This is a genomic window from Terrabacter sp. Soil811 (genome assembly GCF_001429655.1).
GTDB lineage: Bacteria > Actinomycetota > Actinomycetes > Actinomycetales > Dermatophilaceae > Terrabacter.
In genome coordinates this window covers 142,738-155,305 of the sequence record NZ_LMSX01000011.1, presented here as the reverse complement: position 1 = coordinate 155,305, position 12,568 = coordinate 142,738, and the positions used below count along the sequence as shown (strand labels likewise).

The 12,568-nt window shown below is 73.0% G+C and carries 9 protein-coding genes; 5 read left to right on the top strand and 4 right to left on the bottom strand.

Features of this window, described 5'->3' with window-relative positions:
• The first annotated feature begins 9 nt into the window (after positions 1-9).
• Together ASH01_RS19775 and ASH01_RS19770 are read left to right on the top strand one after the other, a co-directional pair.
• Complete coding sequence (locus tag ASH01_RS19775) at positions 10-1,506, top strand: aldehyde dehydrogenase family protein (RefSeq protein WP_200961835.1); 1,497 nt, start codon at positions 10-12, stop codon at positions 1,504-1,506.
• Positions 1,507-1,647: 141 nt separating this feature from the next.
• Entirely contained in the window at positions 1,648-3,366 is a 1,719-nt protein-coding gene (locus ASH01_RS19770) for a CHAP domain-containing protein (protein WP_056780147.1), read from the top strand.
• A 72-nt stretch (positions 3,367-3,438) separates the two neighbouring features.
• Here ASH01_RS19770 and ASH01_RS19765 read toward each other — a convergent pair whose 3' ends face one another.
• Positions 3,439-4,323: a DUF3097 domain-containing protein gene (locus ASH01_RS19765; protein WP_235508610.1), complete on the bottom strand. Its 885-nt coding sequence runs from the start codon at positions 4,321-4,323 to the stop codon at positions 3,439-3,441.
• A gap of 167 nt (positions 4,324-4,490) precedes the next feature.
• On the opposite strand from ASH01_RS19765, the gene hrcA reads away from it, so the two are divergent.
• The 3 genes from hrcA to ASH01_RS19750 all read left to right on the top strand — a co-directional run bounded on the left by hrcA (position 4,491) and on the right by ASH01_RS19750 (position 7,512).
• Positions 4,491-5,534: a heat-inducible transcriptional repressor HrcA gene (gene hrcA / locus ASH01_RS19760; protein ID WP_056780141.1), complete on the top strand. Its 1,044-nt coding sequence runs from the start codon at positions 4,491-4,493 to the stop codon at positions 5,532-5,534.
• An 82-nt stretch (positions 5,535-5,616) separates the two neighbouring features.
• A complete protein-coding gene (gene dnaJ, locus ASH01_RS19755; RefSeq protein ID WP_020142578.1) occupies positions 5,617-6,750 on the top strand; it encodes a molecular chaperone DnaJ in 1,134 nt (377 codons plus the stop codon).
• Between the two features lie 18 nt (positions 6,751-6,768).
• Positions 6,769-7,512 carry a 16S rRNA (uracil(1498)-N(3))-methyltransferase gene (locus ASH01_RS19750; RefSeq protein WP_056780136.1) on the top strand — a complete coding sequence of 248 codons (744 nt, stop codon included), beginning with the start codon at positions 6,769-6,771 and terminating at the stop codon, positions 7,510-7,512.
• Between the two features lie 82 nt (positions 7,513-7,594).
• Here ASH01_RS19750 and ASH01_RS19745 read toward each other — a convergent pair whose 3' ends face one another.
• The 3 genes from ASH01_RS19745 to ASH01_RS19735 form a co-directional block, all read right to left on the bottom strand.
• Positions 7,595-8,788, bottom strand: coding sequence for a Gmad2 immunoglobulin-like domain-containing protein (locus ASH01_RS19745; RefSeq protein WP_056780133.1), 1,194 nt, complete (start codon positions 8,786-8,788; stop codon positions 7,595-7,597).
• Positions 8,785-9,432 (bottom strand): RNA polymerase sigma factor, encoded by a 648-nt coding sequence (locus tag ASH01_RS19740; protein WP_235509679.1) that lies wholly within the window; start codon positions 9,430-9,432, stop codon positions 8,785-8,787. Before ASH01_RS19740 ends, ASH01_RS19745 begins: the two co-directional genes overlap by 4 nt.
• 139 nt (positions 9,433-9,571) lie before the next feature.
• On the bottom strand, positions 9,572-12,547 hold the full coding sequence (locus ASH01_RS19735; protein ID WP_082620017.1) for a glycoside hydrolase: 2,976 nt from the start codon (positions 12,545-12,547) through the stop codon (positions 9,572-9,574).
• Positions 12,548-12,568 lie beyond the last annotated feature (21 nt).

The following is a 12,568-nucleotide window of genomic DNA, read 5'->3' as shown; positions in this document are numbered from 1 at the left end:
AGGCCCCCGATGAGCGAGACCCTGTCGACGACCACCGGTGACGCGGCGGACTCCCACGCGAGCCGCGGAGCGGTGTCCCACGCCGCGGAGGTCGTCGCCGCGGCCCGACGCGCCTTCGACGACGGGGTCACCAAGCCCCGGGAGTGGCGCGTTGCCCAGCTGCGGGCCCTGCGCTCGCTGCTCGTCGACCACGAGGACGAGCTCGCCGAGGCGCTGCACGCCGACCTCGGCAAGAGCGCCACCGAGGCCTGGGTCACCGAGACCGGCTTCGTCGTGCGCGAGATCGACCACACGCTGCGACACCTTCGGTCGTGGACCGCCCCGCGCCGCGTGCCGGTGCCGCTCTCGCTCGCACCCGGCCGGGCCAAGGTCGTGCGGGAGCCGCTCGGTGTCGTCCTCGTCATCGCGCCGTGGAACTACCCGGTCCAGCTGTGCCTCGCCCCGCTCGTGGGCGCGCTCGCCGCCGGCAACGCCGTCGTCCTCAAGCCGAGCGAGGTCGCCCCCGCCACCTCGCGGGTGCTCGCACGCCTGTTGCCCCTGAAGCTCGACGCCGCGGCAGTCCACGTCGTCGAGGGTGCGGTCCCGGAGACGACCGCCCTGCTCGCCGAGCGTTTCGACCACATCTTCTACACCGGCAACGGAGTCGTCGGCCGGGTCGTCCTCGAGGCAGCCGCCCGTCACCTGACGCCGGTGACGCTCGAGCTCGGGGGCAAGTCCCCGGCCTACGTGGCCGACGATGCCGACCTCGAGGTGACCGCCCGGCGGCTCGTCTGGGGCAAGTTCACCAATGCCGGCCAGACGTGCGTGGCGCCCGACTACGTGCTCGCGAGCCGCTCGACGCTCGATGCCCTCAAACCCCTTCTCAGGCAAGCGATCCGAGAGGCGTTCGGTGACGACCCGTCGGCATCGGCCGACTACGGCCGGATCGTCAACGCGCGCCACTTCGAGCGGCTCACCGCTCTCGTCGACCCGGCCAGGGTCGTTGCCGGCGGTCGGTCCGACGCGTCCACGCGCTACCTCGAGCCGACTCTGGTCGAGGTCGACGACGCGGACGACCCGCGTGAGCTCGTCATGCGTGAGGAGATCTTCGGGCCCGTCCTGCCTTTCGTCGCCGTCGACGGGCTCGACGCGGCGATCGACGTCGTCAACCGCCGTGACAAGCCGCTGGCGCTCTACGTCTTCACGAGCTCCGACGAGGTGCGTCAGCGCTTCGTGCGCGACACCTCGTCCGGCGCGCTCGGCTTCAACATCCCCCTCGCGCACCTCGCTGTCCCCGGCCTGCCCTTCGGTGGGGTGGGGCCCAGCGGCATGGGCGCGTACCACGGCGAGCGGTCCGTCGCGCTCTTCTCGCACGACAAGGCCGTGCTCACGCTGCCCACCAGGCCCGACACCACGGTCTGGGTGCGACCGCCCTTCACCTCGCTCAAGGAGCAGGTCATCGCCCGCCTCGCCGTCCCCGGCCGCCGGCGACGCGAGGACCGCTCGGAGCCGCAGCAGCACAAATGACAGCCGTGTCATTAACACAGGAGTGGTCCGAGGTCACGTAGATCTCTCGCGTGTCGCATGGGATTTCTGGGAAACCAGTGATCGTGTGGCCCGATTGTCCTAGATTGCCGAGAGCACCCACGGCGACCACGGGAGACACCGATGCCACTCGAGCGCGACCCCATGGCCGAGCCACGTCTCTCCGGGCCCGGCACCGCCGCCGCTCGGGGGTGCCGTCCCGCACGGACGCGCACCGGCGCCGTGCTCCTCGCGCTGGTCGCGCTCCTGCTCGGCGCCGTCGGGACGGTCGGTCGGGCGGGACCGGCCCGCTCCGCCGAGTGGATCGTGCTGTGCACCGGCTACGACCCGTGCCAGGCGGCCGGCTACCCGAACTCAGGCTACAAGGACAACAGCGCCACGAGCTACTGGCGCCAGTCGACGGGGCACAACTGCACGAACTACGTCGCCTACCGCCTCGTCAAGAACGGCCTGCCCAACACCAAGCCCGCCACCTTGTCCGGCAACGCCTACAACTGGGGTCCGGCCTTCCCGAGCCAGACCAACGACGACCCTGCCGTCGGCTCGGTCGCCTGGTGGAACACCTCCTTCTCCTCGACTGGACACGTCGCCTACGTCGAGAAGGTGGTGTCGGCCGACGAGATCCTCGTGTCGGAGGACAACTGGGGTGGCGACTTCAAGTGGCGCAAGGTCACCCGGGCCGGCGGCAAGTGGCCCAACGGCTTCATCCACCTCAAGGACCAGGGCGCGACGGTCGTCGACACCGATGTCTACCGCCCCGTGACCCCCACCCGGCTGCTCGACACCCGCACCGGCCTCGGGGCTCCGGCCGCCAAGGTCGCGGCCGGCACGTCGATCGGCCTGCAGGTCAGCGGCCGAGGCGGCGTCCCGAGCGGCGGGGTCGGCACCGCGTTCCTCAACGTGACGGTCACCGCGCCCGCCGCGGCCGGCTACCTCACGAGCTACCCGTCCGGTGTGACCCGGCCCGGCTCCCGCAGCGTCACCTACCCGGCCGCCGGCACGATCAGCGAGCTCGTCCCGGCCCGGCTCGGCACCGACGGCAAGGTCCGGCTCTACACCTCGGCGGCGGCGCACCTCGTCGCGGAGGTCGTCGGGTGGTACCCCACGACGGGGCACCTCGTCTCCGTCACGCCGGCCCGTGTCCTCGACACGCGCACCGGTCTCGGCACCGCCCAGGTGCGCGTGCCCGCGAACGGCAGCGTCGACCTGCCGGTGGCCGGCGCCGGCATCGTCCCGAGCACGGGGGCGTCGGCCGTCGTCCTCGCCGTCTCGGCGGCCGCGCCCAGCGCGGGCGGCTGGCTGACGGCATACCCGACGGGGACGACCCGGCCGACGACCGCGCACGTGCGCTACGACGCGGACGCCGCCATGACGGGCGTCGTCGTGTCGCGGATCGGCACCGGCGGCAAGGTGACCATCCAGTCCACGGCCGAGACCGACCTGCTCGTCGACGTGGTCGGCTGGTTCAGGACGGGCGGTGACCACGTCGCGCTCGCCCCGTCACGAGTGCTCGACACGCGCATCGGGCTCGGTGCCCCGACGGGGCGCGTCGCGGCGGGCTCGACCGTCTCGGTGCCCGTCCTCGGCCGGGCCGGGGTGCCCACCGTCGGGGTGGCGGCCGTGTCGATCACCCTGACGCCCATCGCGCCGACGGCGACGACCGCCGTGACGGCGTACGCCTCGGGCACGACCCGACCGACCCCCGCGAACGTCACCGTGGCCTCGGGCCGCGCCCGGGTCAACGCCGTCGTCGTCCCCGTCGGCGCCGACGGGGCGATCACGGTGCACACGAGCGCGGCGTCCTACCTCGTCGTCGACGTCCAGGGCTACCTCAAGAAGTGACCTGGGGGACCTGGGCGACCTGGGCGACCTGGGCGCCCTGCCCGCCACGGCGTCCCGGGCGCCCGTCGCCGCTCAGGCGCCGGGCTCGGTGACGAAGTCGATGAGCTCCTCGACGCTCGCGAGCAGCGTCGGCTCGAGGTCGGCGTAGGTGCGCACCGTGCCGAGGATCCGCTTCCACGCGTTGGCGATGTCGGCCTGGCTCGCGTGGGCCCAGCCGAGCTCGGCGCAGATGCCGTGCTTCCACGACGTCCCGCGCGGGATGACCGGCCACTGCTGCCAGCCGAGCCGTTCCGGGCGCACGGACTGCCAGACGTCGACGTAGGGGTGGCCGAGGATGCGCACGTGCTGGGACAGGCCCGGGAGCGCCTGGGCCTGCGCGACGATGCGGGCCTCCTTGGTGCCGGGGACGAGGTGGTCGACGAGCACGCCGAGGCGCCGACCGGGTCCCGGCTGGAACTCGGAGATGATGCCGGCGAGGTCGTCGACGCCGTCCATGAGCTCGACGACGACGCCCTCGACGCGCAGGTCGTCGCCCCAGACCTTCTCGACGAGCTCGGCGTCGTGACGACCCTCGACGTAGATCCGCGACCCGCTCGCGACGCGCGCTCGCGCTCCCTCGACGGCGACCGAGCCGCTCGCGGTCCGGGACGCGGCCCGGCGGGCGTCGGCGAGGGCAGCGCCGGCGGCGGCCTGCGGGGGAGTGAGTGTCACCGGGGCGCCGTCGACGAGGAAGCCCGGGCCGAGGGGGAAGGCCTTGGTGCGCCCGCGGCGGTCCTCGAGGTGGACGACGTGCATGCCGCCGGCCTTCTCGACCCGCACGACGGCGCCGACCCAGCCGGTCTCGACCTCCTCGACGACGAGGTCGGGCTCGGCCGGGGTCGGGGTCGACCGGCCGCGGCGCGGGGCACGCCAGTCGCCGCTGAGCACGTCGGATCCGTAGCGATCGTTGGGGGACACGACTAGGGAGGGTATGCCGCTTGGTGGACCCGGACGCAGCCGCCACGCGGGCGGGGTCGGAGCTGCCCCGACGGCATACGGTTGGATGAAATCGGAGATCCGCGAGGCACGACGTAGACTTGGCACTCGTCGATCGAGAGTGCCAGACCCGTGAAGGAGGGGACGCGATGAGCGAGGACCGCAGGCTGATGGTGCTGCGCGCGATCGTGCAGGACTACGTCCAGACCTCCGAGCCGGTGGGGAGCCGGGCCCTCGTCGAGCGCCATCACCTCGGCGTCAGCGCCGCGACCGTGCGCAACGACATGGCCCTGCTCGAGGAGGAGGGCCTCATCCACGCGCCGCACACGTCGGCCGGGCGCGTGCCCACCGATGCCGGCTACCGCGTCTTCGTCGACCGGCTGAGCGCCGTCAAGCCCCTCGGGTCGGGCGAGCGCCGGGCCATCGGCCAGTTCCTCGAGGGCGCCGTCGACCTCGACGACGTCGTCGACCGCACCGTGCGCCTGCTCGCGAGCCTGACCCGTCAGGTCGCCGTCGTGCAGTACCCCTCGCTCACGCGGTCGACGGTGCGCCACATCGAGCTCGTGCCGATGGGCTCCTCGCACCTGATGATCGTGCTCATCGTCAACACCGGGCGCGTCGAGCAGCGCGTCGTCGACACGGGCCGCGTGCTCTCCGACGGCACGGGCGAGGCGCTGGTCGCCTCGATCCGCGCGCGCATCAACGAGGTGGCGGCCGGCGTGCCGTTCACCGTGGCCGCGACCCGCCTTCGGCGCCTCGTCGACGAGGCCGACGAGGCCGACCGTGCCGCCATGGAGGCCGTGGTGTCCGCCCTCGGCGACGCCCTCGTCGAGGAGCGTGAGGAGCGCGTCGTCCTCGCCGGTCAGGCCAACCTCGCACGCGCCGGCACCGACTTCCCCCGCACCATCGGCCCGATCCTCGAGGCCCTCGAGGAGCACGTGACGCTGCTGCGCCTGCTCGGCCAGCTCGGCGACGACCCCGACCTCGTCTCCGTGCGCATCGGGTCCGAGAACCCCGTGACCGGGCTCCAGTCGACGTCCCTCGTGTCGATGGGCTACGGCTCCGGTGCCGAGCGCGTCGCGAGCCTCGGAGTGCTGGGCCCGACCCGCATGGACTACCCCACGACGATGGCCTCGGTCCGCGCCGTCGCGCGCTACGTCTCCGAGATCCTCGACGAGAACCAGGCCACCTGACCCACCTGCAGCACAGCGGCCAGTCCGCCGGCGCAGCGCCGCGCCGGAACCGAAAGCACCACGTACCAAAAGGAATCTCAGCTTGAACGACTACTACGCCGTCCTCGGGGTCTCGCGCGACGCGAGCCAGGAGGAGATCAAGAAGGCCTACCGTCGGCTCGCCCGCAAGCTGCACCCGGACGTGAATCCCGGCGCCGAGGCCGAGGAGGAGTTCAAGCGGGTCTCGCAGGCCTACGACGTGCTCTCCGACCCGCAGAAGCGCCAGTCCTTCGACATGGGCGCCGACCCCTTCGCCTCGGGCGGTGGCGCCGGTTTCGGTGCGGGACAGGGTTTCTCGTTCAGCGACGTCATGGACGCCTTCTTCGGCGCGGGCGCCCAGGCCGGCACGCGCGGACCCCGGGCCCGCGTGCAGCGCGGCCAGGACGCCCTCGTGCGCCTCGACATCGACCTGTCGAAGGCCGTCTTCGGCTCCGAGGAGGAGCTGACGCTCGACACCGCGGTCGGCTGCAAGCGCTGCGACGGCGACGGAGCCGAGCCCGGGACCGGTCGCCAGACCTGCCAGATCTGCAAGGGCGCCGGTGAGGTGCAGCAGATCCAGCGGAGCTTCCTCGGCCAGGTCATGACCTCGCGCCCGTGCGTCAACTGCCAGGGCTACGGCTCGACCCTCACCGACCCGTGCCACGACTGCTCGGGTGACGGCCGCGTGCGCACCCGTCGCTCGCTCAAGCTCAAGGTGCCCGCGGGCGTCGACACCGGCACCCGCATCCAGCTGACCGGAGAGGGCGAGGTCGGCCCCGGCAACGGGCCCAAGGCCGACCTCTACGTCGAGATCCGCGTCGTCAACCACGACACCTACACCCGTCGCGGTGACGACCTGCACTGCAACGTCGAGCTGCCCATGGCCGCGGCCGCGCTCGGCACGAGCTTCAAGCTGTCCACCTTCGACGGCATGCAGGACCTCGAGATCAAGCCCGGCACGCAGAGCGGCGACGTGCTGACCCTGCGCGGCCTCGGCGTCACCCACCTGCGCCACGGGGGTCGCGGCGACCTGCTCGTGCACGCCACGGTGCAGACGCCGACCCGCCTGACCGAGGAGCAGCGGGAGCTGCTGCACCAGTTCGCGACCCTGCGCGGCGAGGAGCGGCACGAGGGTCGCCTCACCCCCGCCAACAAGGGGCTGTTCGGCAAGCTGCGCGACGCCTTCAAGGAGAAGTGACCCCCACGTGAGCGCCCGGTGACCCACCAGCTCTTCCTCGGCGAGCCGTCCGAGGTCGCCGGCGCCGTGGTCGGGGCGTCCCTGCTCCTCGACGGTGCCGAGGGGCGCCACGCCGCGACGGTCGTGCGCATCCGACCGGGTGAGCGCTACTTCGTCGCCGACGGTGCGGGCCGGCGCGCCCTGCTCGAGGCCACCGACGTCGACCGGGCGTGGGTGCGGGGCCGCGTGATCGAGGTCAGCGACGAGGCCGAGCCGGCCCCACGCCTCGTCCTCGTCCAGGCCCTCGCCAAGGGCGACCGCGACGAGCAGGCCGTCGAGGCCGCCACCGAGCTCGGTGTCGACGAGGTCGTGCCGTGGCAGGCGGAGCGCTCCGTCGTCGTCTGGCGCGGAGACCGCGCCGCCAAGTCACTGGCCAAGTGGGCCGCGGTGGTGGCCCGGGCGACCAAGCAGTCACGCCGGTCGCGTGTGCCGGTGACGTCCCCCGCGATCGGGCTCGCTCCGCTCGTGGCCCGTGTCGGGGAGGCCGCCCTCACGCTCGTGCTCCACGAGGACGCCACCGAGCCGCTCGCGTCCGTCGAGCTGCCCGCATCGGGCGACGTGCTCGTGGTCGTCGGTCCGGAGGGTGGCATCACCGACCGCGAGATCGAGGCCCTCAGCGCCGCGGGAGCGCGACCGGTCCGGCTCGGGTCGACGATCCTGCGGGCGTCGTCCGCCGGTCCCGCCGCCCTCGCCGTCCTCAGTGCACGCACCCGCTGGACCTGACGGCATACGCCCTCTGGTTCGAGGTGATCCCGTCAGGGGTCTGGGTGCCGCGATCACCTCGAACGGGGCGGAGCGGGTCCGGTCAGCGAGCGGTCACGGGGACGAGCTGCTCCGCGATCGGCGACCCGTCCTTCGCGCTGCTGGCGAAGACGCGGACGACGTAGGCGCCGGGCGCCAGCGACGTCTTCGTGGTGAACCGGTACGTGCCGCGGTCCGGGGCACCCACCGAAGCCGTCGTGAAGCCGTGGTCTACGCGCTGGCCGTCGCGGAGGAGCTCCCACTCGACGGTGGCCTCGAACGTGCTGGCGACGCCCTTGACGGTGAGCCGTGCGCCGGCCTTGACGGCGGAGCCCCGGGCCGGCTCGTCGACCCAGACGGGTGCGACCTGGTCGAGGACCGTCATCGGGTCGGTGGGCCGCGTGAAGGACGCCGAGACGGGGTGGCCCGGTGAGACCTCGTTGCCGCCGTCGGCGAGCTCGAAGCGGACGGGCCGTGCCGTGCCCGCCGCGGCCTGTGCGGTCCAGCCGAGCTGCTCCGCGGCGAGGGAGTCGGTGCTGGTCGTGCCCGACGAGAGGCGGACGGTGATCGCGCCCGGACCGATCGTCACCGACTGCACGGTCACCCCCGACCACGCGAACGCGTAGGAGGAGCCCTTCGGCGGGGTGCCCGTCGCGAGGCGGAGCGCGGCCAGGGCCCTGGCCTCACCGGTCACGGGCGTCGTGACACCGGTCGACACGAACTCGCGGAAGAGACGGAGCTGGTCGCTGCCGGCCACGACCGGGCCGAGGTAGTAGACCGGCACGCTCGCGGTCGTCGTGGCCGGAGGCGGGAGCGCGGTCGTCGCCGGGGAGGTCGGCCGCTGCGCGGTCCGGGTCGGGACGCTCGACGGTGCGCCGGACGAGGTCGGGGTCGACGCCCGCGCGGTCGAGGTGGCCACGGCGGTCGGAGTCCCGGCGACCGGTGGTGTCGGCGCGGACGGCCGGTTCACGGCCCAGACGGTGCCGGCGACGAGGACGGCGGCGGCCGCCGCCACCGCAGGCACGAGCCACCGGTGGCGCCGGGACCCGGGGCCGGCGCCGGTGCCGGCCCCCCAGGACGACTCGTCCGACGCATGGGCGTCGGCGAGGATCGCGCCGAGTCGGTCGGTCGGGGTGATCGACCGCGCCTCGGCATCGAGGGCGCGGCGCACCCGGTCCTCGACGGGGCGCAGGCCGGCACCGATGAGGGTCGGCTCCTCGCCGGGCGTCTCGCCCGGTCGCGTCGGCTCGGTGTTCATGACAGCTCCAGGGGGTCGATGGTGCGGCGCAGGGCCGTCAGGCCGCGGTGGGCGTGGGTCTTCACGGCGCCGGGGGAGATCTCGAGGGTGTGGGCGATCTGGGCCTCGGAGAGGTCGGAGTAGTAGCGCAGCACGAGCACCTCCCGCTGCCGGGAGGGCAGGGTGCGCAGCGCGTCCAGGACGGCGTCGCGGTCGGCCGTGTGGAGCACCTGGGTCTCGGCGCTGCCGTGGGTGCCTCGACCCGGGGCGTCGGCGGCGCCCGCGTCGCGGACGTTCTGGCGGTCGACGACGACGGTGTGCCGCTGCACCGACCGGCACCCGTTGACGACGGCGGTCTGGAGGTAGCCGACGACGCGGCCGCCGTCCCGGATGGCCGACCAGCTGCGGTGCGTCGCGACGAACGCGTCCTGCACGACGTCCTCCGCTGCCAGCTGGTCGCGCAGCAGCAGCCAGGCCAGGCGGACGAGCCGGTGCCAGTGCGCGTGGTAGAGCTCGGTGATGGCGACGTCGGGGTCGGTCGGCAGCTCGGACCCGCCGGGGGTGACCACCCCCGCCGCGTCCGGGGCGGGAGCCCCACCACCGCCAGTGGCGGGACGACCAGCGGCCCCGGAGGCCGCGGGGTCGCTGAGCTGGCCGGCCGGCATACCCAACGTTCTCACGGACAGATGACGCGCAACGGGAGCACAGGGTTGACACGTCGGAGGCGTGAGGGTCCGGAATGCGCCGCAGGTCCACGGCTGCCCGGGGGCTGCCGTGGACCTGCGGTTCGAGCGACCGGTCGGGTCAGCCGGCCGCCTTGGCCAGGACCTCGACCTCGCTGACGGTCATGTAGCTCGCCGCCGTCATGACGACCCGCACTGCCGAGGTACGTGTGGGGGTGATCGGCACCGTCACCACCGGTGCGGCTGGTCCGCTCGCAGCCACCGTCACCTCGCTCGACACGGGGGTCCAGGTGCTGCCGACGAGCGCCTCGACGTGGAGCGTCCGGGCGTAGCTGACGTTCCCGCCGTCCTGGTAGAAGCGGGTCGTCACCCGGGTGACGTCCCGAGCGCCGGGCAGTGTGACCGTCAGGGTGTCGCCGGGACGCTGGGTGCCCGAGCGCCAGTTCGACCAGGCCTTGTCGGTCAGCACGCCGTTGACGATGCCCTGCACGGAGTAGCCCGGCTCCGTGAAGGTGGCCGAGGCCGTCGTGCCCGGGGCGAGGGCCGCATTGGCCTCGACCGGCTCGGTCACCGTGACGACCGCCGTGGCCGGTGCGGTGGACCCGTCGGGCAGGGTGGCTCGGCCGGGCAGCGTGACCGTGCCGACCGAGTTGTACGCCGCGCCGGTCGTGTCCCACGCCACCGGCAGGGTGACCGTCACGTCGTAGCGGTCCGACGTCGCCGTGACGGTTGCCGGCAGGTCCGGCGTGCCGCCGACGTACGTGCGTGCCGCGGCCGGCGTGGTCGACGAGATGGCGTCAACGGTGACGACGGCCCGCGCCGCGTACTCCCGCCCGGTGGCGGGGTCGGTGGCCGTGCCGAAGACGAAGACCTGGCCCGGGCGGGCCCACCGCACCGCGGGCACGGGGCGCCACGTCACGGGCAGGGCGGCCGTCGCGGCGCCGACGCGGTCGGGCGTCACCGCCGTGGGAAGGGTCGGAGCAACTCCGGGCATCGTGAAGACCGCGACGTCGGCGACGCCGCGCACGGTCTCGTCGACGAGTCGCCACCGCTGGTTCGCGGCGGCGTTCGGCTGCCAGACCCCCACGGACGAGCCGTCGGCCGTGGCCTGTCCGCCCACCTCGACGTTGCCGGGACCGGTCGCGCTCGAGATCGTCCACGTGCCGTCGCCCGTGGTCGAGAGGTACCACTGTGCCGTTGCGTCCGGCGTGGTCTGCGCCGCCTCGAGGACCAGAGCGCCGGATCGCAGGGCGACCTGACGACCGTCGAGTGCTCGCAGCTGGTAGCGCTCACGGTTCGTGTCGCCGCCCGTGACCTTCGTCGCGGTCCAGAGCTGGTCGGCGCTCGCGGTGTCCGTCGTGCGGATCGCGATACCGGTCTGCTCGGCGTCGAGGGAGCGCCCGCTCTGGACGCCGACGAAGCGGTACACGTGGCCCTCCTGGAAGGTCGGCGCGTCCGTGGCGACGCCACGGACGTCGGAGACGACGAGGGTCGTGACGGACTGGGCCGGCACTCGCACCGTGGCCGAGGTGCCGTCGACCGCCACCGGGGTCTGCGACCGGAGTGCGCCGTCGGCGTCGGTGACGACGACGGTCACGCTGGCCTTGGGGCCGATCTTGCCGAACTTCGAGAGGTCGATCGCGAGGTCCTGCGCTGTCGTCGATCCGTTCGTGTGCACGAGGGTCGCGGTGCGCGCGTCCGGACGGATCGCCGCGATCGTGCTCGTGTCGTCGACCTTGACGACGTGGTCGCCGGGACGGATGTAGTGCGTGAAGTTGCGCACGGTGTTGAACTTCTGGTTCGTGTAGATGGGGCAGGTGGCCAGCGTGTCCTTGGCCGTGCAGTCGAAGCGCATCTGGATGCTGCCCCAGTTGGCGCCCGCCGCGCTCTCCCCGCCGGGCTTCATGTTGTCGTAGTCCTCGACGGGCTGCCAGAAGACCCACGCCGAGGGCTCGAGCTCGCGCAGGTCGTCGGTCATCCGCTGCGCCATGCCGATACCGGGCTCCATGGAGGTGAAGCTCTGGCCGTTGCCCCAGCTGCCCTCGACCTCGGACATCCACAGAGGCTTGTCGTCGGACTTGCTGAGGTCACGCACGGCCGTCCGCTGGGCGGTGCCGTAGGTGTGGACGTTCATCCGCGACACGGCGGCCTTGACGTCGGCCGGGTAGCTCATCCAGTTGGTGACGAAGGTCCCGGGGTTGGTCTCGTCCATCGCCGCGATCTTCGCGTCGGTCCCTGAGCCCGCGAGGCGCTGGTCGAGCGAGCGCACGACGTCCTGCTGCAGCTGTGGTCCGATGTGGGCGCCCTCCTGGCGGCCGCCGGTGGGCCGGCCGTCGGCGCCGAGCTGGGTGCCCCAGTAGCTCGTGTTCGGCTCGTTGAAGGGGTCGATGGTGTCCACCTTGATGCCGTGCGCCGCCTCCAGGTGCTCGGTCACCTTGACGAGGTATGCCGTGAAGTCGCCGATGCTCGTGCGCTTGAGCTGGTCCTGGCCGGCGTTGTAGTTCCCCGAGACGTAGCCGCTCTCGGTCATGAACCATGGCGGGGAGTTGCTGAAGGTCTCCCACTTCGTGATGCCGCCCTTGATGCGGTCGACCCACCAGCGCTGGGTCTGGTCGGCATCCCAGTTCCAGTCGGCCGCGTCGTCGGGCGACCACCAGTCGACGTCGGTCCGCGTCGTGCCCGCCGGTGCCTTCCACCAGCCCTGCACGGCGCCGCCGGGACGCAGGTAGTCCTCGACGTCCGGCGCGTTGCCGCCGCCGATGTTGTAGCGCGCGATGTTGAGCGCGAGCCCGTCCTTGCCGAAGACGAGGTCGGCGAGCTTGTTGCGGACGGCGTCGGGGTAGTCGCCTGTCGCGTTGGCGAACCACACGAGGCTCGTGCCCCAGCCCTCGAAGGCGGGCTGCTGGTAGGACGGGTCGGGCGTGAGGCGCACGACGGGGACACCGTCGCCGCTGGGGGAGGCGGCCTTGGCGGAGGTCGTGGAAGCAGCGGCCGGTGCGGGCGCCGCAACGGCGACGGAACCGGCGAGCAGCGAGCCGACGGCGACCGTGACGGTCGCCAGGGCGCCCGAGGCGACGCGGGTGGGACGGGGTCTCATGGGTTGGTGCCTTCCTGGAGC